Annotated in this window: 23 protein-coding genes, 2 pseudogenes and 1 riboswitch; of the genes and pseudogenes, 15 read left to right on the top strand and 10 right to left on the bottom strand. The window is 68.3% G+C overall.

From position 1 onward, the window contains the following. Positions 1-43: 43 nt before the first annotated feature. Both SSQG_RS14570 and SSQG_RS14565 read left to right on the top strand, forming a co-directional pair. A complete protein-coding gene (locus SSQG_RS14570) occupies positions 44-400 on the top strand; it encodes a GroES family chaperonin (protein ID WP_003990537.1) in 357 nt (118 codons plus the stop codon). 50 nt (positions 401-450) lie between these two features. After that, a riboswitch (guanidine-III (ykkC-III) riboswitch) is annotated at positions 451-522 on the top strand. Positions 523-556: 34 nt separating this feature from the next. Next, positions 557-877 (top strand): DMT family transporter, encoded by a 321-nt coding sequence (locus tag SSQG_RS14565; RefSeq protein WP_003990536.1) that lies wholly within the window; start codon positions 557-559, stop codon positions 875-877. Between the two features lie 65 nt (positions 878-942). Here the strand turns inward: SSQG_RS14565 and SSQG_RS14560 are convergent, their stop codons facing one another. After that, complete coding sequence (locus SSQG_RS14560; RefSeq protein ID WP_425314993.1) at positions 943-3837, bottom strand: transglycosylase domain-containing protein; 2895 nt, start codon at positions 3835-3837, stop codon at positions 943-945. A 245-nt stretch (positions 3838-4082) separates the two neighbouring features. On the opposite strand from SSQG_RS14560, the gene SSQG_RS14555 reads away from it, so the two are divergent. The 5 genes and pseudogenes from SSQG_RS14555 to SSQG_RS14535 form a co-directional block, all read left to right on the top strand. Then, positions 4083-4505, top strand: a complete 423-nt coding sequence (locus SSQG_RS14555) for a hypothetical protein (protein WP_003990534.1) — start codon at positions 4083-4085, stop codon at positions 4503-4505. A 167-nt stretch (positions 4506-4672) separates the two neighbouring features. Continuing rightward, complete coding sequence (locus SSQG_RS14550; RefSeq protein WP_039932728.1) at positions 4673-5473, top strand: ABC transporter permease; 801 nt, start codon at positions 4673-4675, stop codon at positions 5471-5473. After that, the gene (locus SSQG_RS14545; RefSeq protein WP_003990532.1) at positions 5466-6287 is read left to right on the top strand and encodes an ABC transporter permease; all 822 of its coding nucleotides are present in this window, start codon (positions 5466-5468) and stop codon (positions 6285-6287) included. Before SSQG_RS14550 ends, SSQG_RS14545 begins: the two co-directional genes overlap by 8 nt. 14 nt (positions 6288-6301) lie before the next feature. Then, positions 6302-7306, top strand: coding sequence for an ATP-binding cassette domain-containing protein (locus SSQG_RS14540; protein ID WP_052310448.1), 1005 nt, complete (start codon positions 6302-6304; stop codon positions 7304-7306). A gap of 33 nt (positions 7307-7339) precedes the next feature. Continuing rightward, positions 7340-8038: pseudogene (locus SSQG_RS14535) on the top strand (DUF1707 SHOCT-like domain-containing protein); the annotation flags it as partial. Between the two features lie 152 nt (positions 8039-8190). On the opposite strand, the gene SSQG_RS14530 reads toward SSQG_RS14535, so the two are convergent. After that, complete coding sequence (locus tag SSQG_RS14530) at positions 8191-9555, bottom strand: SGNH/GDSL hydrolase family protein (RefSeq protein WP_003990529.1); 1365 nt, start codon at positions 9553-9555, stop codon at positions 8191-8193. A 164-nt stretch (positions 9556-9719) separates the two neighbouring features. Here SSQG_RS14530 and SSQG_RS14525 point away from each other — a divergent pair, with 164 nt between their 5' ends. After that, entirely contained in the window at positions 9720-11090 is a 1371-nt protein-coding gene (locus tag SSQG_RS14525; protein WP_003990528.1) for a DUF445 domain-containing protein, read from the top strand. Positions 11091-11165: 75 nt separating this feature from the next. Beyond that, complete coding sequence (locus tag SSQG_RS14520; protein WP_003990527.1) at positions 11166-12683, top strand: MFS transporter; 1518 nt, start codon at positions 11166-11168, stop codon at positions 12681-12683. Positions 12684-12951: 268 nt separating this feature from the next. On the opposite strand, the gene SSQG_RS14515 is transcribed toward SSQG_RS14520, so the two are convergent. Further along, complete coding sequence (locus SSQG_RS14515; RefSeq protein ID WP_039932725.1) at positions 12952-13254, bottom strand: hypothetical protein; 303 nt, start codon at positions 13252-13254, stop codon at positions 12952-12954. A 198-nt stretch (positions 13255-13452) separates the two neighbouring features. Between SSQG_RS14515 and SSQG_RS14510 the strand changes: the two genes are divergently transcribed. Both SSQG_RS14510 and SSQG_RS14505 read left to right on the top strand, forming a co-directional pair. After that, complete coding sequence (locus SSQG_RS14510; protein WP_003990525.1) at positions 13453-13875, top strand: Hsp20/alpha crystallin family protein; 423 nt, start codon at positions 13453-13455, stop codon at positions 13873-13875. An 89-nt stretch (positions 13876-13964) separates the two neighbouring features. After that, a pseudogene (locus SSQG_RS14505) lies at positions 13965-14439 on the top strand (DUF2267 domain-containing protein). A 194-nt stretch (positions 14440-14633) separates the two neighbouring features. Here SSQG_RS14505 and SSQG_RS14500 read toward each other — a convergent pair. Next, the gene (locus SSQG_RS14500) at positions 14634-15056 is read right to left on the bottom strand and encodes a MerR family transcriptional regulator (RefSeq protein ID WP_039932723.1); all 423 of its coding nucleotides are present in this window, start codon (positions 15054-15056) and stop codon (positions 14634-14636) included. Positions 15057-15125: 69 nt separating this feature from the next. On the opposite strand from SSQG_RS14500, the gene SSQG_RS14495 reads away from it, so the two are divergent. After that, positions 15126-16097, top strand: a complete 972-nt coding sequence (locus tag SSQG_RS14495) for an SDR family NAD(P)-dependent oxidoreductase (protein ID WP_003990522.1) — start codon at positions 15126-15128, stop codon at positions 16095-16097. Between the two features lie 66 nt (positions 16098-16163). On the opposite strand, the gene SSQG_RS14490 is transcribed toward SSQG_RS14495, so the two are convergent. After that, on the bottom strand, positions 16164-17153 hold the full coding sequence (locus SSQG_RS14490; protein ID WP_003990521.1) for a helix-turn-helix transcriptional regulator: 990 nt from the start codon (positions 17151-17153) through the stop codon (positions 16164-16166). A gap of 93 nt (positions 17154-17246) precedes the next feature. On the opposite strand from SSQG_RS14490, the gene SSQG_RS14485 reads away from it, so the two are divergent. Continuing rightward, a complete protein-coding gene (locus SSQG_RS14485; RefSeq protein WP_003990520.1) occupies positions 17247-17645 on the top strand; it encodes a VOC family protein in 399 nt (132 codons plus the stop codon). A gap of 548 nt (positions 17646-18193) precedes the next feature. On the opposite strand, the gene SSQG_RS39135 is transcribed toward SSQG_RS14485, so the two are convergent. Both SSQG_RS39135 and SSQG_RS14480 read right to left on the bottom strand, forming a co-directional pair. Beyond that, positions 18194-18391, bottom strand: coding sequence for a DUF397 domain-containing protein (locus SSQG_RS39135; RefSeq protein WP_003990519.1), 198 nt, complete (start codon positions 18389-18391; stop codon positions 18194-18196). Next, the gene (locus SSQG_RS14480; protein WP_003990518.1) at positions 18392-19237 is read right to left on the bottom strand and encodes a helix-turn-helix domain-containing protein; all 846 of its coding nucleotides are present in this window, start codon (positions 19235-19237) and stop codon (positions 18392-18394) included. A 217-nt stretch (positions 19238-19454) separates the two neighbouring features. Here SSQG_RS14480 and SSQG_RS14475 point away from each other — a divergent pair, with 217 nt between their 5' ends. Then, positions 19455-20087, top strand: a complete 633-nt coding sequence (locus SSQG_RS14475; protein WP_039935062.1) for an ATP-binding protein — start codon at positions 19455-19457, stop codon at positions 20085-20087. 61 nt (positions 20088-20148) lie between these two features. On the opposite strand, the gene SSQG_RS39130 is transcribed toward SSQG_RS14475, so the two are convergent. Then, the gene (locus SSQG_RS39130) at positions 20149-20613 is read right to left on the bottom strand and encodes a very short patch repair endonuclease (RefSeq protein ID WP_003990516.1); all 465 of its coding nucleotides are present in this window, start codon (positions 20611-20613) and stop codon (positions 20149-20151) included. 83 nt (positions 20614-20696) lie between these two features. Between SSQG_RS39130 and SSQG_RS14470 the strand changes: the two genes are divergently transcribed. Beyond that, the gene (locus tag SSQG_RS14470) at positions 20697-21959 is read left to right on the top strand and encodes a DNA (cytosine-5-)-methyltransferase (protein ID WP_039932719.1); all 1263 of its coding nucleotides are present in this window, start codon (positions 20697-20699) and stop codon (positions 21957-21959) included. 29 nt (positions 21960-21988) lie between these two features. Here the strand turns inward: SSQG_RS14470 and SSQG_RS14465 are convergent, their stop codons facing one another. Further along, the gene (locus SSQG_RS14465; RefSeq protein WP_003990514.1) at positions 21989-22852 is read right to left on the bottom strand and encodes an NgoMIV family type II restriction endonuclease; all 864 of its coding nucleotides are present in this window, start codon (positions 22850-22852) and stop codon (positions 21989-21991) included. Between the two features lie 18 nt (positions 22853-22870). Next, a complete protein-coding gene (locus SSQG_RS14460) occupies positions 22871-23662 on the bottom strand; it encodes an HNH endonuclease (protein WP_039932716.1) in 792 nt (263 codons plus the stop codon). Positions 23663-23734: the final 72 nt, after the last annotated feature.

The following is a 23734-nucleotide window of genomic DNA, read 5'->3' as shown; positions in this document are numbered from 1 at the left end:
CCGACTGCGCACGTTCGCCGGGAAGACAGGTAGGTTTCAAGGCGTGAGCGCCAAGAGAAACGAGCACAGCACCCACCCGGACAAGCTGCCCATCCGGATGCTGCACGACCGCGTACTCGTGCGGCAGGACACCAGCGAGGGCGAGCGGCGTTCCGGTGGCGGCATCCTGATCCCCGCCACGGCCGCGGTCGGCCGGCGCCTCGCCTGGGCCGAGGTCGTCGCGGTGGGGCAGAACGTCCGGACCGTGGAGCCGGGCGACCGGGTTCTGTTCGACCCGGAGGACCGTGCCGAGGTCGAGGTGCGCGGGGTGGCGTACGTGCTGATGCGCGAGCGCGATCTGCATGCCGTGGCCGCGGACCGGTTCGAGGGCTCGGAGGACTCGACGGGCCTGTACCTGTAGGTACCCGTGCTGGTGGAAGGGGCCGGTGACCATCGTCACCGGCCCCTTCGGCGTTCCCTTTGCTAGCTTGGAGGGACCCGACGAGACGCGCCGTACCGGGACGAAGGCAAAGACGACGCACCTACACCGTCAGCCCGTCTCCCGGAGGTGCTCGTCATGGCCTGGGTTCTGCTCGTCGTCGCCGGTCTGCTCGAGGTCGGGTGGTCGATCGGTATGAAGTACACCGACGGCTTCACGCGCCCGCTTCCCAGTGTTCTCACCGGCGCCGGCATCATCGCCAGCATGCTGCTGCTGTCCCAGGCCGCCAAAACCCTGCCCATCGGTACCGCCTACGGCGTGTGGGTGGGGATCGGCGCGGCCGGGGCGGCGGTGGTCGGCATGGCGGTGCTGGGGGAGCCGGCCACCGCCGCCCGGATCTTCTTCGTGTGCCTGCTGCTGGTCGCCGTGGTGGGGCTGAAGGCGACCAGCGGTCACTGAGTCACGTGATCACTGAGTCACGTGATCACTGAGTCACGCGGCCACTGAGTCACGCGGTCACCGAATCATTCGCGGCGTGCGCCCTGTGGTGCGAAGCCCCAGCCGGGGCCGGTCGGTCCGCCCGTGGCGCCGCCGTCGGAGGCGTCGCCGCCCTCCGTCGTGCCGCCGTCGGCCGTGCCGCCCTCGGTGGTGGTGCCGCCGTCGGTCGTGCCGCCGTCCGCGGTGCCGCCGCCGGTCGGGGACTCGCCTCCGGTGCTGCCGTCGGTGGTGCCGCCGTCGGTCTGGCCCTGGGTCTGTCCGGCGGGTGTGCTGGGGGTCTGACCCGGCGTCTCGGTGCCGGTCTCCTCGCCGGTGGGCGTGCCGCTCTCGTCGGGGGTGTCGCCCGCGGTCGGGTCGGCGGTGGTCGGGTCGGCCGGGGCCTCGGAGATGTCGGAGCCCGGCTGGAGTTCGAGGTCGAAGTCGGTGACCGGCTTGCCCTCGAGGGCGTCCTGGGTGAACTGCGTCCAGATCTCCGTGGGCGCCCCGCCGCCGTTGATGCGCTCCAGGCCCATCGCCCCGTACAGCGACTTGTGGGCGGCGGTGACCGGGTCCTGGCCCATGACGGAGACGACGGTGGCGAGTTCGGGCGTGTAGCCCGCGAACCAGGCCGCGGTGTCCTCCTCGGCGGTGCCGGTCTTGCCGGCGACGGGGCGGCCGGTGACCTGGGCGGCGGAGGCCGTGCCGTTCTGGACGACGCTCTGCAGCATGGAGGTGGTGGTGTCGGCGGCCTCGCGGCTCACGGCCTGCCGGGTGCGCCGCTCCGGCAGCTCGATCGGCGTGCCCGCCTTGGTGACCTTCTCGACCATCGTGTACGTGCCGTGGCGGCCGTGGTTGGCGAGTGTGGCGTACGCCTGCGCCATGTCGAGGACGCTGGCGGTGGCGGTGCCGAGTGCGATGGCGGGGCCGTCGGCGAGGTCGGGGGTGGCCTCGGGGATGCCGAGGCCGATCGCGGTCTGCTTGACCTTCTGGGGGCCGACGTCGGCGGCCATCTGCGCGTACACCGAGTTGACGGAGCTGTCGGTGGCCTCGGTGACGGTGATGTCGCCGTAGGAGTGCTGGTCCTCGTTCTCAGGGGCGTAGGGGTCGCCGTCCCAGCCCTGGACGGGGCGCTTGTTGGTGCCGTCGTAGATCGTGTTCGGCGTGATCACCCGGCCGTCCTGGGTCTGTGAGCCGTTCTCGACGGCCGAGGTGAACACGAAGGGCTTGAAGGTGGAGCCGACCTGGAAGTCCCGGCGGGTGGCGTTCGGGGTGTACTGCTTGACGTAGTCGACGCCGTTGTACATCGCGACGACCTTGCCGGTCTTGGGGTCGACGGACGCGCCACCGGCGCGGACGTAGTTGTCGACCTTGTTGTTCTTCTTGTCCAGTTTGGACATCAGCTTGTCGTCGACGGCCTTCACGAAGGCGTCCTGCCGGGGCTTCTGCAGGGTGGTGGTGATGCGGTAGCCGCCGGCGTCGAGCTTGTTCTCGTCGATGATCTTGTTCTGGGTGAGGTAGTCCTTGACGGTCCGGACGATGTAGCCGCGCTGTCCGGACATGCCGGTGGAGAGGGTGGACTCCTTCGGTACGGGGAACTTCATGCCGGCCCGCTCGGACGCGCTGAGCCAGCCCTTCTTGACCATGCCGTCCAGGACGTAGTTCCAGCGGGACTCGGCGGCCCTGCGGTTCTCGGGGTGGGCGACGACGTCGTACTGGCTGGGTGCGTTGACGAGCGCGGAGAGGTAGGCGGCGCGGGCCGGGTCGAGGTCCTTGGCGTCCATGCCGTAGTAGGCCTGGGCGGCGGCCTGGATGCCGTAGGCGTTGCGGCCGAAGTAGCTGGTGTTGAGGTAGCCCTCCAGGATGTGGTCCTTGCTCACCTCGCGGTCCAGCTTGATCGCGATGAAGAACTCCTTGGCCTTGCGGGTGACGGTCTGCTCCTGGCGCAGGTAGTAGTTCTTCACGTACTGCTGCGTGATGGTGGAGCCGGACTGCTTGCCCTTGCCGAGGGCGGTGTTCCAGGCCGCGCGGAGCATGGCCTTGGGGTCGACGGCGGACTCGGTGTAGAAGTCGCGGTCCTCGGCGGCCAGGATCGCGTGCTGGGCGCCCTTGGAGATCTGCGCGAGGGTGACGTTCTCCCGGTTGACCTCGCCGTCGCGGGCGATCACGGAGCCGTCGGCGTACATGTAGACGTTGGCCTGCTTGGTGGCGAGTGCGTTGGCCGGGGGGATCTGCACCAGCGAGTAGCCGAGGAAGAAGCCGCCGGCCAGCAGCAGGACGACGACGATGGCGGCGCCGAGCGTCATACGCCAGGTCGGGATGACCCGGCGCCAGCCGGTCCGCTTCCGTTTCCCGGCCGGCGCCGCCGGCGCCCCGCCCTGGTCGCTGACGGTCGGCAGCTGCGCTGTGCCGGGGTCGCTGTCAGCCGATGCCGCAGCCGTAGCCGGTGCCGCAGCCGTAGCCGGTGCCGACGCCGCAGCCGGTGCCGTACCCGGGCTGCCGGCGCCCGGCGTCCGTGCCGTGCCCTTGATCGCCCGCATCTGCACAGTGCCGGGGTCGCTGTCCGGCTGGGTCCGCGCCTGTTCCCGGTCCGGGGTGCCGGCGCCCTGGGTCCCTGCCGTCCCCTTGACCGCGCGCATCTGTACCGTGCCCGGGTCAGTGTTCGACTGCGTCTGCGTCTGCGTCTGCGACTCCGACTGCGCTTTCGCAGGTGCCTTGTCCGAGCCTTCGGCCGCCGGCTTCCTGGCCTTACCCGGCTCGCTGACCGCGCGCATCTGTACCGTGCCCGGATCGGTGTCGGCCTGGTCGCCCCGGTCCGGTGGCGTGCCCGGGGCGTCGCTCGCCTTGGCCGGTGGCGTCGCCGGGTCGCCGTCCGCCTGCGGCTCTCTCGGTGCGCGGCCCGGTTTCGGCTGCTGCGGCTGAGGCTCGTCACTCATGTCGTGCACGGACTCCTGTTTCGCGTCGTACGTCGTTCCGTACGTCTCTGCTCGCTCTTGTGCCCCTGTGATGAAGACTGTCCCATCCGGCGATCAGTTCCCTGACCGAGGGCCGTGTCCTGAGCCGTGTGACGAGGCGGGTGGCGTGCGGGCGGGCCGACGGGCCGGCGCAGGGTGAACTGCGTTATGCTGCACGGCTGTTCGAATAGCGATCTCGCAAGCGCGAGATTCGCCCGAAGGGGGACACGCCGAAGATGCGACTGCTCGTACGCTCCGCCCTGGCCGGCACCGCCGCCACTCTGCTCGCCCTTACCACGGGCGCCTCGGCCCACGCGGACGGAACGGATCGTACCGTCTGGGCCAGTGCCGACTGGAACGTCACGCCCAAGGAGGAGTGGGGCGGCAAGGCTCACATCCAGACGTACGGCGAGATCTTCACGATCACCGACCTCGCCAAGGACGGCCACTCGACCATCGGGATCATCTCGATCGGCGGCGAGGGCAACACCTACTACTACTGGAACCGTGACGGCGTGGACACCACCCGCACCCTCAACCTGGACATCAAGGAGGGCACGCCGGTCAACATCAAGGCGTGCATCGGTGACTGGAGCGGTTCCCCCACCGCCGGGATCATGTGGGACAAGTGCAGCGGCTGGGCGCAGACCGACGCGTGATCGAACTCGTCGAACTCCTCGTGGGGCGCCCCGGACACGAGCCGGGGCGCCCCACGGCGTCTGTGCCCTACGGCGCGGGTCCGGAGCGTGAAAATCCGTGGCGCGCGTGATCCCCGTCGCACTAGGCTCCTGCGCTTCGGTGCCGGGCGGCGAGGAGGGCTGTGGATGTGGGCTCGGGACGGTTGTACGCGGCCGTCGCGGCGGGCGGCTTCAGGCGGTACGCGACGTATCGGGCGGCCACGGTGGCCGGGGTGTTCACCAACACGGTCTTCGGCGTCATCCTCGTCTACACGTATCTGGCGCTGTGGGACGAGAAGCCGCACCTCGGGGGGTACGACCAGGCGCAGGCCGTGACCTATGTGTGGCTGGGGCAGTGCCTCTACGCGACCCTGGCCATCCAGGGCGGCGGCGCCGAGAAGGACCTGATGGAGCGCATCCGCACCGGTGAGATCGCCGTCGACCTGTACCGTCCGGCCGATCTCCAACTCTGGTGGCTGGCGGGCGACGTGGGGCGGGCGCTGTTCCAGATGCTGGGGCGGGGCGTGATCCCGTTCGCGTTCGGCGCGCTCTTCTTCCCCATGGCGCTGCCGACCTCGGTCACCCCTTGGGCGGCCTTCGTGGTCACGCTCCTGCTGGCGACGGTCGTCAGTTTCGCCATCCGCTACCTGGCGGCCCTGAGCGTGTTCTGGCTCATGGACGGCATGGGCGTCAACCAGGTCCTGATGGTCACGGGGATCTTCTTCTCGGGCATGGTGCTGCCGCTGAACGCCTTCCCGGGGATCTTCGGAGAGGTCGTACGGGTGCTGCCGTGGGCGGCGCAGCTCCAGATGCCCGCGGACGTGCTGATGGGGGAGACCGACCCGCTACGGGCGTTCGTCTTCCAGGCGGCGTGGGCGGTGGCGCTGCTGGCGGCGGGACGGCTGCTGCAGTCGGCCGCGACGCGCCGGGTGGTGGTGCAGGGTGGCTGAGCGCGGTGTCCTGGTCGAGGGACTGCGGGCCTACCGGCTGATCGCCGGGATGTGGGTGCGGTCCAGCATGACCTACCGCACGTCCTTCGTCGTCACGGTGGTCGGCAACCTGACCGTGACCGGTCTGGACTTCGTCGGAATCCTGCTGATGTTCTCGCAGGTCGACTCGCTGGGCGGCTGGTCACTGCCCGAAGTCGCCTTCCTGTACGGGCTGTCGGTGACGGCGTTCGGGATCGCCGACCTGGTGCTCGGCTCGATGGACGTCCTGGGCGCCCGGATGCGTGACGGCTCGTTCGACACGCTGCTGGTGCGTCCCGTGCCGGTGCTCGCCCAGGTCGGCGCCGACCGCTTCGCGCTGCGCCGCCTGGGCCGGATCACCCAGGGCGCGGTGGTGCTGGGCTGGGCGCTGGTCTCGGTGGACGTGGACTGGACCGTGCCGAAGGTGCTGCTGGTACCGGTGATGGTGGTCAGCGGCGCGGCGATCTTCTCGGCGGTGTTCGTGGCGGGCGCGGCCTTCCAGATCTTCGCGCAGGACGCCGCCGAGGTGCAGAACGCGTTCACGTACGGCGGGACCACGCTGCTGCAGTATCCGCCGGCCGTGTTCGGGAAGGACCTGGTGCGCGGTGTGACCTTCATGGTGCCGCTCGCCTTCGTCAACTGGGTGCCCGCCGCCCACGTGCTGGGGCGGCCGTACCCGATCGGTCTGCCGCCGTGGGCGGCGTTCGCGTCGCCGCTGGTGGCGGTGGCCTGCTGCGTCTTGGCCGGGGCGGCGTGGCGGGTGGGGCTTCGTTCGTACCGGAGTACAGGGAGTTGAGCGGGGTGGCCGGGGTGACAGGGACGACCGGGGCGGCCGGGGCGGCCGGGGCGGGCAGCGGATTCGTCGAACTGGACGGTGTGGAGAAGGTCTTCGAGGTTCGGAAGAAGACCGGCTTCATGAAGCGGGAGCGGCGGCAGGTGCGGGCCGTCGACTCGATCTCCTTCCGCGTGGAACGCGGCGAGATGGTCGGCTACATCGGCCCGAACGGCGCCGGCAAGTCGACCACCATCAAGATGCTCACCGGCATCCTCACGCCCAGCGCGGGCCGGCTGCGGGTCGCCGGCATCGACCCCTCCCGCGAACGGACCCGCCTCGCGCACCGCATCGGCGTGGTGTTCGGGCAGCGCACGACCCTGTGGTGGGACCTGCCCCTGGTCGACTCCTACCGGCTGATGCACCGCATGTACCGCATCCCGGACGCCCGTTACCGCGAGAACCTCGACCGTCTCGTCGAACTCCTCGACCTGGGCGACCTGCTGGACGTCCCGGTACGGCAACTCAGCCTCGGGCAGCGGATGCGCGGCGACATCGTGGCGGCGCTGCTGCACGACCCGGAGGTGCTGTACCTCGACGAGCCGACCATCGGCCTCGACGTCGTCTCCAAGTCGAGGGTGCGGGAGTTCCTGCGGGAGCTGAACGCCGAGCGCGGTACGACGGTGCTGCTGACCACCCACGACCTCCAGGACATCGAGCAGTTGTGCAAGCGGGTGATGGTCATCGACCACGGCCGCCTGATGTACGACGGCGCGCTCACCGGGCTGCACGAGGCGGGTGACAGCGAGCGGACCCTGGTGGTCGACCTGGAGCGGGAACTGCCGCCCATCGAGGCACCGGCGCCCGCACGGGTCGTCCGGGTGGACGGCCCCCGCCAGTGGCTGGCGTTCCCGGCGACGGAGTCGGCGGCACCGCTGGTGGCGCGCATCGCGGCCGAGTACCCGCTGGTGGACCTGTCGGTGCGGGAGCCGGACATCGAGGCGGTGATCGCGAAAATGTACGCGGAGCGTGCGACCGCATAGTGCCCGGCACCGGTAACTCGTAGGCTGCTGTACATGACCGACGACGCAGTCCCGGATCTCCGCGCCTCCGACGCCGACCGCGAACGAGTCGCCGAGATCCTGCGGGACGCCCTCGCGGAGGGCCGTCTCGACATGGCGGAGTTCGAGGAGCGGCTGGACGCGACGTACGCGGCCCGGACGTACGGGGAACTCGCGCCGATCACCCGGGACCTGCCGGCCGCGGGCGTCACGGCGCCCGCCGTGTCACTGACCAAGGAGCCGGCCACGACGGAGGCCGGGGGAGCGGGCTGGCCCGGGCGGATCACCGGCGGGGAGGGCTCCTCCACCTGGGCCGTCGCCGTGATGTCCGGCTTCCAGCGCAAGGGCCGCTGGACGATGCCCCGGAAGTTCACCTGCTTCGCCTTCTGGGGTGGCGGGGAGATCGATCTGCGCGAGGCGAACTTCGCGGACCGCGAGGTCGAGATCAACGCGATCGCGATCATGGGTGGCGTGGACGTCATCGTCCCGCCCGGAGTCGAGGTCGTCGTACGCGGCATCGGCGTCATGGGCGGCTTCGACCACCAGGAGGAGGGCGTACCCGGCGAGCCGGGCGCCCCGCGCGTCATCATCACCGGCTTCGCCTTCTGGGGCGGAGTCGGAGTCCAGCGCAAGCTGCCCCGGGCGGAGAAGCTCCGGCTCAAGGAGGAGCGCCGCCGGCAGAAGCTGGACCGCAGAGCGGACCGGCGCGAGCTGGACTGAGAGCCGTACCGGCTGAGCCGCGGGCAGTCGTGCCGCTGGGGCGATGGGGGTCCCCCCTGCTCGAGCGAAGTCGAGAGCTTGGGGGAGGGTGGGCGCGGCGGCACCCCGCTAGCGCCGGGCTGCGCACCCACCCCGCAGTTCGACTCCTACAGCTCCGCCGGAGCCGACCCCTTCAGGCTCTCCAGGTCGAAGGACTGCGCCATCCGGGCGTACCCCGCATCACTGGGATGCAGATGATCCCCGGAGTCGTACTCCGCCGTCAGCCGCCGCGGGTCGTACGGATCCCGCAGCGCCTTGTCGAAGTCCGCCACCGCGTCGAACACCCGCCCCGCGCGAATCTCCGCGTTGATGGCCTGCCGCACGCCCTCCCGGGCCTCGGTGTACCCCCGGTGCCCGTAGAACGGCATCAGCGTCGCCCCCACGACCTTCAGCCCCCGCGCATGGGCCTGCCCGACCATCGTCCGCAGCCCCGCGAGCACCGCGTTCGGATCGGCGAGCCGGGGGTTGCGCAGGATGTCGTTGACCCCGAGGTCGATGACGACGACCTTGGCGTTGGTCCGCTCCAGCACGTCCCGCCCGAAGCGGTTCAGCCCGCTGGGGTTGTCCGCCGGCCGGCCCAGCCCGTCCGTGAGGACCCGGTTCCCGCTGATGCCCTGGTTGACCACGCTGTAGCGAGGCAGGTCCCGCCCGGCCGCGATCTCCGCGCGTAGCCTGTCGTACAGGACGTCGGTCCACCTGCTGTTGGCGCCCGCCGTGGAGGTGATCCCGTCGGTGATCGAGTCACCGAGGACGACGACCGTCCCCTCGGACTCGTTGCTCAGCACGTCCAGCGCGGTCAGGTAGCGCCAGTACTTGGTCTGCTCGGTGTACGGCGTGCCCGTCGCGTCGTCCGTGTGGTCGCCCTGGGCGACGTAGGAGATCTGCCGGGCGTGCGGGTGGTACGTCACCGGCCCGGAGCTGGTCGGCGTGTACGTCGTGATCAGGACGTCCGCGTCGTGCGGGATGACGACGCGCACCGCGTCGCTCAACACCTGCCGGCCCGGCGGGATGACGACCGCGGGACCGCCGTTGAAGGTCAGCTGCCGCAGGGTGTCCGGGAGCGCCGCGGCCGTATTGCTCGCGGCGGCCACGGCGATCGAGGCGCGCGTGATGCTCAGCGGCGACTGGCCGTAGAGATTGGACAGCGTGACGCGGGCACTCGTACCGCCGACGCTGGTGTGGACGACGTTGCGCACCGAACGGTCCGCCATGCCGGTGGTCTCGGTGCCCGGCTCGGCCGCCGCCGGGGAGGTGGACCAGGTGCCGACCCAGTTGCCGGTCGAGGCGGGAGCGGCGGAGTTGTGCGGAAGACGGCCGTCGGTGAGGGCGCCCCGGCCCTGCGTGCCGTCGTCGGACGCCACTCCGACGTATATGGCGGTGGAAAGGGCCACGATCGCTGCGACGACCAGGGCCAAGAGGGCGCGGTACTTGGTCGGGGCTTCCCCGACACCCCCGGCACGTCCTCGGGTCATGCTCTTCAGTTCTCCTCAGGCGATGGGAGCCCAAGGCTCCGATCTGATGTGCCCATGATGCGGCATGGGCCGGGGGAGGCTCACAGGGACCCCGTGGCAAACCCCCTCCCGACAGACGCCGGGAACTCCTGTTCCGTTCCAGGAGTCGGTCAGGAAGGGACAATGTGTGCGGGATCACCGAGCGGGTGGAGCGGATGGAACGGATGAAAGTGGAAGAAAAGGGTGGCGTCGCAGGGCAGCATGCCCGAACCGGCGCGACCGTGAACCGTGCGATGACGACCTTCAGCCCGGCGGACGAGGAGAAACAGCGCGGCGTACGCCGTATGAAGCTCACCGCCACCGCACTGCTGATCTTCGTGGCCGTGGTCTACATACTGGCCAAGTGGGCCCAGAACTCCGGCGCCGGCCCCTGGGCGGGCTACGTCGCCGCCGCCTCCGAAGCGGGCATGGTCGGCGCGCTCGCTGACTGGTTCGCCGTCACCGCCCTCTTCCGCCACCCCCTCGGCATCCCCATCCCGCACACCGCGATCATCCCCACCAAGAAGGACCAGCTCGGCGTCTCCCTCGGCGAGTTCGTCGGCGAGAACTTCCTCTCCGAGGACGTCGTACGGCAGCGGCTGCGCGCCGTCGGCATCGGCAGCCGCCTCGGCGCCTGGCTCGCGGTCCCCGAACACGCCGACCGGGTCACCGCCGAGCTGTCCACCGCCCTGCGCGGCGCCCTGACGGTCCTGCGCGACTCCGACGTCCAGGCCGTGGTCGGCGAGGCGATCACCCGCCGCGCGGGCGCCCAGGAGATCGGCCCCGGCATCGGCAAGATGCTGGAGAAGGTCGTCGCCGACGGCGGCCACAAACGGGTCGTCGACCTCGTCGTCAGCCGTGCGCACGACTGGCTGGTGCTGCACCGAGACGAGGTGATGGACGCCGTGGAGGGCGGTGCCCCCGGCTGGACGCCGAAGTTCGTCGACAAGAAGGTCGGCGAGCGCGTCTACAAGGAGCTGCTGCGCTTCGCCACCGAGATGCGCGACATGCCCGCCCACCCCGCGCGCGGCGCCCTCGACCGCTTCCTCACCGACTTCGCCTCCGACCTCCAGTCCGACACCGACACCCGCGCCCGTGTCGAGCGGCTCAAGGGCGAGGTGCTCGGCCGCGGCGAGGTCCAGGACCTCATCGCCAGCGCCTGGACGGCCGTACGATCCATGATCGTCGCGGCGGCGGAGGACGAGCGCAGCGAACTGCGGCTGCGGGTACGGGCGTCGCTGCTGTCCCTGGGCTCCCGGATGGCGCGCGAGCGCAAGGTGCAGGACAAGGTCGACGGGTGGGTGGAGGGCGCGGCCGTGTACGTCGTCACCACCTACCGCAAGGAGATCACCTCCCTGATCACGGACACGGTCGCGAGCTGGGACGCCGAGCACACCACCCGGAAGATCGAGGCGAACATCGGCCGTGACCTGCAGTTCATCCGGATCAACGGCACAGTGGTGGGCTCCTTGGCCGGCCTGCTGATCTACACGGTGTCGCACGCCCTCGGGGCGTGACCGACCTGTCTCAAGGCGTAAGAGAAAGCGCTCAGGGCACTCGGCCCGGGTTTCCGCTCGACGAGGAGGGAGCCCATGGCCACCGCACAGGCCGGGACCGGCCGCACCATCACCACCGACATCCCCGCCCGCCTCGACCGCCTCCCGTGGTCGCGCTGGCACTGGACGATCGTCATCGGCCTCGGCACCGTGTGGATCCTCGACGGCCTCGAGGTCACCGTCGTGGGCAACATCGCCAGCCGCCTCTCGGAGCCCGGCAGCGGCCTGCCCATCACCTCCGGCGAGGTCACGGGCATGGCGGCCGCCCTGTACGTGGCCGGAGCCTGCTCGGGAGCCCTGTTCTGGGGCCGCCTCACCGACAGATGGGGCCGCAAGAAGCTCTTCATGATCACCCTGGCGGTCTACCTCGCGGCCACCGCCCTCACCGCGATCTCCTTCGACACCTGGTGGTTCTTCCTCTTCCGCTTCCTCACCGGCTTCGGCATCGGTGGCGAGTACGCGGCCATCAACTCCGCGATCGACGAGCTGATCCCCAAGGAGTACCGGGGCCGCGTCGACCTGATGATCAACGGCAGCTTCTGGCTGGGCGCGGTCTTCGGCTCCCTCCTCTCGATCGTCGCCCTGGACACCGACATCTTCGCGGCGAACGTGGGCTGGCGCCTGACCTTCGCCCTCGGCGCGGTCCTGGCCCTGGTGATCCTCCTGGTCCGCCGGCACGTCCCGGAGAGCCCCCGCTGGCTCCTGATCCACGGCCGTGACGACGAGGCGGAACGCATCGTCTCCTCCATCGAGCGCAAGATCGACGAGGAGAGGTCCGAGCCGCTGCCGCGCCCTGAGGGCGAGATCACCATCCACCAGCGCCGCAGCGTCTCCTTCCTGGAGATCGGCCGCACCGTCTTCTCCGACTACCGCCGCCGCGCGATCCTCGGCTTCGCCCTCTTCATCGGCCAGGCCTTCCTCTACAACGCCATCACCTTCGGCTTCGGCGCGATCCTGACGACGTTCTTCGACGTCCCGAGCGGCAACACCGGCTACTACTTCGCCGTCATCGCCATCGGCAACTTCTTCGGCCCGCTCCTGCTGGGCAAGCTCTTCGACACGGTCGGCCGCCGCATCATGATCTCCGGCACCTACCTCCTGTCCGGCCTGCTCCTCTTCGGCACGGCCTGGCTCTTCGACCAGGGCACCCTGAGCGCCGCCACGATGACGGCCTGCTGGTGCGCGGTGCTGTTCTTCGCCTCGGCCGGGGCGTCCAGCGCCTACCTCACCGTCTCCGAGGTCTTCCCGATGGAGACCCGCGCGATGTCGATCGCCTTCTTCTACGCCATCGGCACCGCCGCCGGCGGCATCAGCGGCCCCCTCCTCTTCGCCGACCTCACCGGCACCGGCAAGGTCGGCGACACGGTCCTCGCCTTCCAGATCGGCGCGGCCCTGATGTGCCTGGCCGGGCTGGCGGCGGCGCTCCTCGCGGTCCGCGCGGAACGCCGCTCCCTGGAGGACATCGCCAAGCCGCTCACGGCGGCGGACGAAGCCCCGGCGACGAGTGGGGGAGCCGACGGCGATCAGGGTTCCGGCTCCCAGGGAGCGTCATAAGTCGCGTACCTGCGGGGGACGGTGAGGAGACGGCCGGACGGCGGAGCCGATAACAAAAACTGCGCTATAGTTGATCTGCGTCCAGTCGCCGGAACTCCGGTCGGCGGACAGTGCGTTGGTGGTCCAAGGAAAGACGCCCCGCTTCCTGCGGGGAAATGCAGGTGCAAGGCCTGCCCGGCGCTCCACACACAAGAACCCGGCCCTGGGTTGTAGGGCCGGGTTCTTTGCTGTGCGCTCGGTCAGTCAGTCTGTCTGTCCGGCAGGCCGGTCAGCCGCGCCGGTCGGCGACGACCCAGGACGCCAGCCCCACGGCCCCCGCCACCCCGAACACGGCAGGCCACGCCCCCACCTTCTTGGCCAGCGGATGCGACCCCGCGAAGGCGCCGACATACGCGGCCGACAACGCCGCCGCGGCCACCCCACCGGCCTGCTCCCGCCACTGCCGCGCGGCCGTCACCCCGGCGACGGCGAGCACGACCCCGCCGAGCGGCCGCTGCCTGGTCCAGCGGGCCACGCCGTACCCACCCACGAGACCACTCGCGGCGACCACCGCGCTGGGAACCCTGGCCATGTCTGCCTCCTGCGTTCTGCCTACTGCTCGAGATCTTGAGGCTAACTCCCACAGCCACGGGCGCACTCGGCAGGGCACAGGACACACCCGCCTCGAACCTGAGCCTGGGCTTGTCAACTTTCCTCCTCCGAGCTATATAAGAAGACGCAGACCGTAGGGCATCGCACAGGCACCGCCTGAAGAGAGGAGTGAACCGTGATGCTCATGCGCACGGACCCCTTCCGTGAGCTCGACCGACTCACCCAGCAGGTCTTCGGCCCCGCCACCCGCACCTCCGCGATGGCGATGGACGCCTACCGCTCCGGGGACGACTTCTTCGTCCACTTCGACCTCCCCGGCATCGATCCCGAGACGATCGAGCTGGACGTCGAACGCAACGTCCTGAACGTACGAGCCGAGCGCAGGTCCCCCGCCCCCGAGGGCGCGGAGCCCGTGGTCGCCGAACGGCCCACGGGCACCTTCACCCGGCAGCTGTTCCTCGGCGACACCCTGGACACCGAGCGCATCGACGCCTCGTACGAGGCCGGCGTCCTGACCCTGCGCATCCCGGTGGCCGAGCAGGCCAAGCCCCGCCGCATCCAGATCAGCGGCGGCGACACGCCCAAGCAGATCAACCGCTGACCGCACACCCACGAGAACGATGGCGCGCCACCGGCGCCGGACCCGCCGGCGGCGCGCCCCGACACGGCACCCGGAGGAAAACCCCGCACATGAGCACGACGACAGTGCCCAGTGTGACGACGAGGCACCACGCCCCGACCGACCACAACCGCGACGACGACCACGACTGGACCCGACTGGTCGCGGCGGTCCAGAGGTCCGGCCAGTACGCCACCCGGCAGAAGGCGGAACAGACCACCCGCACCGTGCTGTCGGCCCTCGGCGCCCATGTCATCGGCGACGAACGGGTCGACCTCGCCCGCGCCCTCCCCGAGGAGGCCGCCCTGCTGATCGCCTCCCAGATCCCGGCCGCACACCCGCTCACCGCCGCGCAGTTCGTCGACGAGGTCGCGTCCCGCACCGCCGGGGCCACCCCCGCCACGGCCCGCTGGGACGTCAGCTCGGTCCTCAGCGTGCTCCCGCCCCTGGTCGGCGACGCCCTGGTGACCCGCATCCTTCGCCCAAATTCCCCCGCCGGCTACGCCTCTCCTGTTCGGCCGAGCGGACCTGACACCGGCAGCGTAGGCTCCTGACCCCCGCACGACGGCCACCCCCGGCGAGACGACCGGGCGGTGGCCGTCACGCAGGTGGCCGAGTCACCGCTCCGCCGCATGGTCGCCAACCTGGGCGGCAACGGAAACCTCCCCGAGGCCGCGAACTAGCTCGACAGGCCCCGCCTTCGCACGGATCCTGCGGAACGTTGACGTGCCGCACAACCTCTAGGCCGTCGGGTCCCAGAGCCCACCGGCCTCCCCACGGGCGAGGTGCTCGGCGTACACGCTCGTCTTCCAGGCGATGACGGAGCGACACTCCTCCAGCGCCCGGATCTGCGCCTCGACGCGCTGTTGATGGGCGTCGAGGAGCTGGAGCCGCTCGGCCTCGTTCCCCGGTCCGTGCCGAACCAGCTCGGCGAACCGCTTGAGCTCCGCGAGCGGCATCCCGGACTCGCGCAGCTTGACGCAGATCAGCAGCCAGTCGACATCGACCTCGGTGTATCGCCGTCGGCCGCCCGTCGTGCGCTGGACGGGGCCGACCAGCAGGCCCTCACGCTCGTAGAAACGCAGAGCATGCACGCTGAGCCCGGTCCTCCGGGCCACCTCGCCGATGCTCAGTGCTTGTGCACGGGGCTCGGTAGTCGCCATGCCGTACAGCCTAGAACCCACTGCCCAGGACTTGATCTAGACCTCGCTCTACTTCATAGCGTCACCGCCATGACCAGCACCCAACAGCAGCCGCTCGGCTCACCCTTCTCCGCCGTCAGCACCGCCGAGGACGTCACGGCCGGCCTCGACCTCTCCGGCAAGACCGCCCTCGTCACAGGGGGCTACTCCGGACTCGGCCTGGAGACCACCCGCGCCCTGGCCACCGCCGGGGCCCGGGTCATCGTCCCGGCACGCCGGCCCGCTACCGCCCGCGCCGCGCTCGCGGAAGTGCCCGGCTGCGAAGTCCTCCCCATGGACCTGGCAGACCTCGACAGCGTGCGCACCGCCACCGCACGAATCCGCGACTCCGTCGACAAGCTCGATCTCCTCATGGCCGTCGCCGGCGTCATGGCCACCCCTGAACGACGCGTCGGCCCCGGCTGGGAAGGCCAGCTCGCCACCAACCACTTGGGGCACTTCCTCCTCGCCTGCGAGCTCTACCCGCTCCTGGCCGCCGCCGACGGCGCCCGCGTCGTCGTCAACAGCTCCGCCGGACACACCCTGACCGACATCCGCCGGCACGACCCGCACTTCCGTACGGGCTACGACAAGTGGCTTGCGTACGGCCAGTCCAAGACCGCCAACGCCCTGTTCGCGGTACACCTGGACACCCTCGGCCGCCCTCACGGAGTCCGTGCCTTCACCCTCCACCCAGGCAAGATCATCACCGGCCTCCAACGCGAGATGACGCTCCAGGAGCAGATCGACCGCGGCTGGGTGGACGAACAAGGCACCGTGATCGGCACCGACTTCAAGACGCCTTCGCAGGGCGCCGCCACGGGCTTGTGGGCTGCCACGTCCCCCCTCCTGGACGACCGCGGCGGCCTCTATCTGGAGGACTGCGACATCGCACGCGTCTCAGCCCCCGACGAGCCCATGGACGACGGAGGCGTCCGCGCCTACGCCATCGACCCCGACTCGGCCGCACGGCTCTGGGAGCTGTCCGCCGCGGCGACGGGCGCCACCCCGATCCCCCGATGAGCAGGTGCGAAGCGTGCACTGGATACGCCGCGAGCGTCCCTCTGCAGTGACATGGGTTCCTCACTGTCAGGCTCGGCGGGCGTAGGACGTGAGGCGATCGGCGAGCGTGATGACGAGGTCGCGGAGTTCAGCGGGGCGCTCGATGACAAACGGCCGGTCGAGTGAGGCGAGTGTCCGAGGCAGCCAGTCGAGCCGCTCCGCCCGCAGTTCGACGCGCAGCCAGCGCTCGGCCGCCGGGTCCTGACCGTCCGCGGGCTCGTGTTCCTCCAGTCTCGCGACGCTGGCGGGAAGGTGCGCGCGGATCTGCTCGACTGTCCCGTGGATCCGCAAGGTCACCTCATGCCGGTACTCGGCCGTGGCGAATCCCGACAACACGCGCTGCGCCGGATCGGGACCCACGGGCGCTTCGAACGATCCGGGCAAGGCCCTCGCGTCCGCGATGCGATCGAGCCGGAAGGTTCGGTCCTCGCCGATCTGGGCGTCCTTGCCCGTGACGTACCACCGGCCCGCATGGGCGACGATCCCGTACGCGTGCAGTGTGCGTTGGCTGGGCCGTCCGTCGCGGTCGGTGTAGCGGATCGAGACCGGCCGACGGTGGCGCACCGCGTCGGCGACGGTGAGCAGGACCCCGGCGTCCGGGCGATCCAACTCGCCGGGCTCATCCGTGAAGGCGAGTGTCTCCAGGAGGGAGTCGAGCCGGCGGGCGATGTGCTTGGGCAGCACCCGCCGGATCTTCGCCGACGCCGTCTCGTTCGCTGTGAGCTCCGTCGTCGTCAGCCCTGCCCGGCGGCCGGCGACCAGGCCGAGCAGCACGGCCAGCGCCTCGTCATCGCTCAGCATGAGCGGAGGCAAGCGATACCCGGGAGCCAGCCGGTACCCGCCGTAGCGGCCGCGCACCGACTCCACGGGCACGTCCAGGTCGATCAGCTGGTCCACATAGCGCCGCACAGTGCGCCCTTCGACGCCGAGACGGTCGGCCAGCTCGGCCACCGTCCGGGTGCCGCCCGACTGCAGCAGCTCCAGGAGTGTCAGCACGCGGCCGGTAGGTCGTGGCATATTCGCAGCCTAACGCTAATACAGGACCGATTCTGTCCCCTATTTCTCCTAGCCTGCGACGCGTAAGCCTCCAGCACAGCCAAGGAGATCCCCATGGACTTCGTCTCGATCCGCATCATCACCAGCGATGTCGCACGCCTCGTCGACTTCTACGAGCGAGCCACAGGGATGCAGGCGATACGGGCCACCGAGGACTTCGCCGAACTCAGGACGGCGGGCGCGACCCTCGCGATCGCCGGCACCCGCACCGTCCCGCTGTTCGCCCCGGGCTCCGCCCGCCCGGCGGACAATCACAGCGTGATCACCGAGTTCCTCGTCGACGACGTGGACCGCGTTCACCAGAACCTGACCGGCTTCGTCACCGACTTCGTCAACGGGCCCACCACGATGCCCTGGGGCAACCGGTCGCTGCTGTTCCGCGACCCCGACGGCAACCTCATCAACTTCTTCACGCCCGTCACCCCAGAGGCCATCGAAAAGTTCGCCCGCTGACACCACGCCGTCGCCGGGAGGCCGGCGATGGCGTGGTGGCAGCCGCGAGCAGCTTCGTTGCCACCCTTGAACGCCACCGAGTACCCGCACTCGGCGACGCTCCCGAGCTCCTGCCTCGCCGTCCCCGCCGCCCCACCTCTGGGCCGCCCGGTCGGCCAAATCCCCGCGGTGGAGGGGCGAGTGTCAAGAGTGAAGCGAAGCGCAATCGGCGAAGCCGACGCCCGAAGGGCGCTCTTGACGCTCGCCCCGGAACCGCCAACCTCGTGAGAACCGGGCGGCCTTGAGTACCTCCTGGCCAACGGGACGGGCAGAGACCTGGCCTTCTACGCCAGCGACTTCCGCATCGCTTCGCCCAGCCGAACTGCCGCCAGGGAACGTCGTTAGCTGGCCGGTGCCATCGCGCTCAAGGACGGTGGCTTACGGTCCGCGATGCACTAGCTACCGGCCTGGCTGATGACGTTCAGCGTAGCCAGACCTGCGTCTGCCGGTAGTCGGACGCCAGTAGCGTGCACGACGCCCTATTTCACATCGGTGAGCGCACGAGTCTGTCATCGACTCACGGCACTCACGAAAGAACGCCATGCCCTGCTCCCAATGGCTAGGGCTGGCCCCCACGGGTTCTTGGAGTCGCGTATGAGCACGCCGTTGGCGAGGTTGGCACACTCCAAGCACTCGGTGGTGTTGCCGCCGCTGTACGACGACTTGAACCACCCGGGCTCAGAAGCGGATTGCGGGCGAGCCGGCATTTAGAGCTCCTTGCGGGCGCGATGGATCAAGGCGGAGGAGGCCTCCATGTCCAACGCTTGTGCGCGAAGGTACTCGAACGCAAGTCTGTATCGCTCCAGTTCCTCCTCCTTCTCCAGGAACAGGGAGCCTGTGTGGAAGTCGACATAGACGACGTCGAGGGCTGGTTCGGGGCCACCGATGATGACGAAGCTGCCCAGGGCAGCCGCGTGAGCCCCCTTGGAGAACGGCAGCACCTGAAGGGTGATGTGAGGCGACTCGTTAGCTTCGAGGAGCCGGTCAAGTTGCTCCCTCATCACCGTCGGTGACCCGACGACGCGGCGGGTCACCGATTCATCAAGGATCGCCCACAGGCGCAACGGCTTCGGACGGCTCAGGATGTCCTGCCGCTTCATGCGGATGTCGACGAGCCGCTCGACTTCCGCAGACTCCAAGGGCACCTCGTTGGCCTTCTGGAGTGCTGTGCTGTAGTCGCGGGTCTGTAGGAGCCCAGGGACGTAGACGCAGCAGAAGTGGTTCTCACGAACTGCCTCGTCCTCCAAGGTGAGCAGCAGGTTCATGCTCTCCGGGATGGAATCGGCGAAGGAGCTCCACCAGCCCTGCTCCTTGGCGTTCTTGGCGAGGTTGACCACTGCTCGTCGCTCGGCATCAGTTGCTCCGTATTCACGGCACAGCGCATCGACGACGATCCACTTGACCGGTCCGGCCGTGGTCTCGTACCTGCTGACGGTCGCTTTCGATACGCCGACCAGGTGCCCGGCCTGCTCAAGCGTCATTCCCGTTCGGGAGCGCAACTTGCGCATGGTGGCGCCCAGCTGGCGGCGTCGTGTCGTGCTCCGATCGGGCATGTAGCTCCTTCGCCATGTACCGGGCTACAGCCCGGAGGACGCCCATCAGGCTAGGTAGCGGTGAACCCGGCTCACCACCAGATTCACCCGATAGATTCCCGTGAGAAGTTACACAATGAGATTTCTCTATGCCATGCTCTCCTCAGTCGCTACGCAGCGCAGCCGTACGGATACGGCGGGATTGAAGTGCCGCGTGGCCAGGGAGGGAGGAATGGTCATGCCCGGCTACGAAGCCACGGAGCCCCAAGCCCGCTGTGTTCTGCCCTTTGAAGCAGCGCCGGCGGAGGTGCGCTTGCTGAGAAGAGCAGCCGTTCGGCAACTCGAGTGCTGGGGCATGGTCATGGCTGCTGACGAAACCGAACTTCTCGTGACGGAGCTGGCCACCAATGTCGTGAAGCATGTTGGTGAAGGAGTGTCGGCAGCCCTGATCCTTGAGAGGAGGGGCGGGAGGCTGCGCCTTGAGGTCCACGACCAGAGCCCGGTTGCGCCCGTTGTCAAGACCGCAGGATGCGGTGATGAGTCCGGTCGAGGCCTGCGTCTGCTCGCTGCCATGGCGGTGGACTGGGGCACAGTGCTGAGTGCGGCGGGTAAGGCGGTCTGGTGCGAGATCCCGCTAACCGACGCGCGCAGGTGCCGAAGGGTCGAGCGTGCTGTGGAGGTGCTCGAGAACTACGAGAAGGTCGAGTGCACGCTTGGCCAGAACGGACGATGGCGAGAGGTAAGTCTCGTTGAGTCCGCGGTCGAGCTGATCGCTGATCTGCTCCACTGGACCACTGTCGGCGGCCACGATCCGGACGACATTCTCGACCGCGCTCAGATGCGCTATGAAGCTGTATCAGGAGCCGCCTGACAGGGCGGAGGCCTTATAGGGCACCGGCAAGAGTCCACTCCAACGGCAGTGGAGCCTACCTTCAGCCAGCGCGTGGACCCTGACTGCCGGGGGCCGCGGCGTCGAGAACGGCGATGATCCGCGCTGCGGCCCTATCTGGGTCCTCGTGCTCCCACACGCGGACGACAGACCAGCCTGCCGCGGCAAGGGCTTCGTCAGCGGCCCTGTCCCGGGCCACATTGCGCTCCAGCTTCGGCCCCCAATAGCCACCATTCACACCAGGCTGCCGGCCATGCTCGGGGCAGCAGTGCCAGAAGCAGCCGTCGACGAACACAGCTACTCGCGCACGAGTAAAAGCAATGTCGGGACGTGGGCGCGCGCCCTCCAGCTGCAGACGGTAGTCAACGCGGTACCGCTTCCCCGCGGCGTGGAGCAGCGACCGGATGGTCCGCTCGGGCTTAGTATCCCGCCGCTTGATCGCAGCCATGTTGCGTGAGCGGCCAGGCGTCGGCGGTGTCGGCGTTGCGGGATCAGAGCTAGGGGTCATCGCATCCACCGTAAGCCCTAGTGTCAGACCCACAGTGTTTGATGGGTCAGGATAGTAGACCTGTGCAAGACAGACATGGAGGTATGAGCGTGGCTGATCTGTCCGCCGTGGAGATCTGCGCGGGCGCTGGGGGCCAGTCGCTCGGCCTTGAGCTGGCAGGTTTCGATCACGCCGTCGCCGTCGAGCTCGACGAGAACGCCGTCAACACCCTTCGCGCGAATCGCGACTGGAGGGTGGTGCACGGTGACGTCGCCGACGAGGACCTCTGGAAACCAGGCAAATACATCGATATCGATCTTCTCGCAGGTGGAGTGCCATGCCCTCCGTTCTCGATCGCCGGTAAGCAGCTCGGCGCGACCGACGAGCGTGACCTCTTCGCGTGGGCCGTTGAACTGGCCGGCAAGATGAAGCCCCGGGCGCTCCTTCTTGAGAACGTTCGCGGCCTCTCGATGCCTCGCTTCTCTGCCTACCGCCAGCATGTGAAAGATCGCCTGAGGGACCTCGGCTACTGGTCCGACTGGAAACTCTTGCATGCAAATAACTACGGCGTCCCACAGTTGCGACCGCGTTTCGTCCTAGTTGCCATGCGCCATGAAGATGCCCAATGGTTCAACTGGCCTGAAGAAAAGCCCACCACGCAGACCGTTGGAACGGCACTGCAGGACATGATGGCTGCTAAAGGCTGGCTGGGGGCCGAAGCTTGGGCGCAGAAAGCGAACGACATTGCCCCCACTATTGTTGGCGGCTCCAAGAAGCATGGTGGCGCGGACCTTGGTCCAACTCGCGCGAAAGCAGCTTGGCGTAACCTCGGCGTAGATGCAATGGGGGTTGCCGACGCGCCGCCGGACGGATCGACTCCAGTGAACTTCCTGCCGAAGCTCACCACAGAGATGGTGGCTCGCATCCAAGGCTGGGGCAAGGAGCGCGACTATGAGTGGGAGTTCACTGGTCGCAAGACGACCAGGTATCGCCAAATCGGCAACGCATTCCCACCACCCGTTGCCCGTGCGATTGGCACTGCCATCGCCAATGCGTTGAACCGCAAGGGCGAGCCAAAGCAACTGGCCGAAGTTGAGAACGAAGTTATGCATGACGCGCTCTACCTGGCCTTGAAGAATGCGTCAACTGCTCTGACGGAGAAAGAGCTGGTGCGGCTTGCTGGTGAGAAGATGGACTCTCTGGCCTTCGAGCGCCGGATGGCCCTGCTCGCGCGGGACTTCGTGATCGACGAAGATGATCAGCTCGGAGGTCGTGCGTACCGGCTCGCGGGCTTCAAGGGGTTCACAGGCCAGGAAGACCACGACCGGCACGCACGCTTTGCTGAATTGCGATCCCGAATCAGCTAGCCACGTCATGCCCGCTGGTAGGCCTGCTGCTAGATCGCCAGATCTAGCGGCAGGTCACTGATGTCGCGAAGACGTTTACCGGTAACGAGGGTGTTGAGCATACTGACTGCCTCGTCGTTATCTGTTTCGTGGACCGCTTTGATCAGCTCCGGCAGGGCGAAGTGATACACGGTGTCGATATCACCAGTGCCAAGCGCTAGTGATGCCAGGCGGGAGGGCGAGGGCTCTCCGGTGACGACCGCGATGTGGGGAGTGCGCCCCTTCCGGTTTCGGATAACATTGAGGGCCTCTGAGCGTGCATTCTGGGCGCGGTCGCTGCGAAGCGTCCACTTGCACGAGACTATGGCGTGAACAATGGGGCGATCCTGATTGGTGAGCCTAATGATGCCGTAGCGGCCAGATTTCGAGTCAACCAGATCTGAATCGCGATTGATGTTCTCGTCTGGTTCCGGGTGTCGGAGTATCAAAATATCCGGGCTGATCTCGTAGGAATTTCCCAGTACCGAGGCGAGATTCCGGTCGTTTTCAATTGCGTTCGCGAGGTCGGCTAGGTGAGTGTAGGGCTCGTACCTAGAAATCTGGTACTCGGCTCGGGAGCCGCCGACATTCTCGATGCTCCAATCACCCGGGCGGAGAGACTGGAATAGGGGAAAGGTATCTGACAGGAACCCCTCGACGGCCTCTTCGAACTGCTTTCCGACTCGCTGCCCGGTGAGCTTCTTGGGGATGGTCCCTGCCGAGAGATCCTTTGCAATGCTTAACCCGATGCTGACGCTGGTTTTCTGACTACTGTCGGCATTTGAGGCCACGCCGTCAGGGGACAGGGAAAGGGTGTACTTCCCGGTGAGGTCATCGTGAAAGTTTTTCCTGGCTGTCGTGAGCGCCGCTGTCACGTGAGGAGGACTCCTAACTCAGATGCCGGAGCTGGTCTGCAAGTAGGTAATGAGATCCTCCTGCTCCTGGTGCGTGAGGACCCGAGCTAGATCGTAGACACGGTCAAGCTCTGAACGAGTACGTTCCGCGCGCTGCAGCCAACTAAGTAGCGTTTGCTTGTTTCCTCGGCTAAGGCGCCGGACCTGTGCTAGTACCTCGTCGTACTGCCAGGGATCGGGAGCCCCGTCTCGGACGGGCTCGTTGCACCGTGCGCACTCGGTACGCCAGTTGTCGGTGTCGTCGGCCGCTCCACGTGTCCTCAAACGTTCCTGCGGCACTCGATGCCCGATGGTGAGCCGGGCCTTGCTGTCGGGCTCACCTGGGTAGGACTCCCCGGCCCCCGCGCCGCAGACAACGCAGCGTCCGCCGTCGCGGTCTATGACGTCGCGCCGTACGCGGGCTGATGGCGCAAATCGTTTGTGGGCTAGGCGATCCTCGTCGAGCCAGTACCGGGCCCCCTTGGTCTGGAGCCGATACTCGTCTGTGCCCAGCGAGCCGTCATCCTTATACGACGGGATGATCCATCCCACTGAGCGCAGGGTGCGGAGACGGCGATTGAGGTGCTCGGACTTGCCGACGATGTCCGAACCCAGCGCGTCGCGGAGCTCGTTCATCGTGAATATGTCGCCTATTTCCTTGTTGAACCAGAGCCAGGCCGCTAGCCGTCGCTCTTGGCCAAACGGCCTGTTCCGGGTGCCTGGCTGGACTGTGAGTTCCCACCAAGGGGTTCCGTTTGGGGCTATCGGCCCATCGTTTGCGCTGGCGTCCATGTCTTGGAGTATGGCCGGCCTGTTGGATCATCGTCTAAGGGTTGTCCCGTAGGTCGTCGACATCCCGCCCCC

Source organism: Streptomyces viridochromogenes DSM 40736, assembly GCF_000158955.1.
GTDB classification, from domain to species: Bacteria; Actinomycetota; Actinomycetes; order Streptomycetales; family Streptomycetaceae; genus Streptomyces; species Streptomyces venetus.
This window is presented reverse-complemented; position numbering and strand designations above follow the sequence as displayed.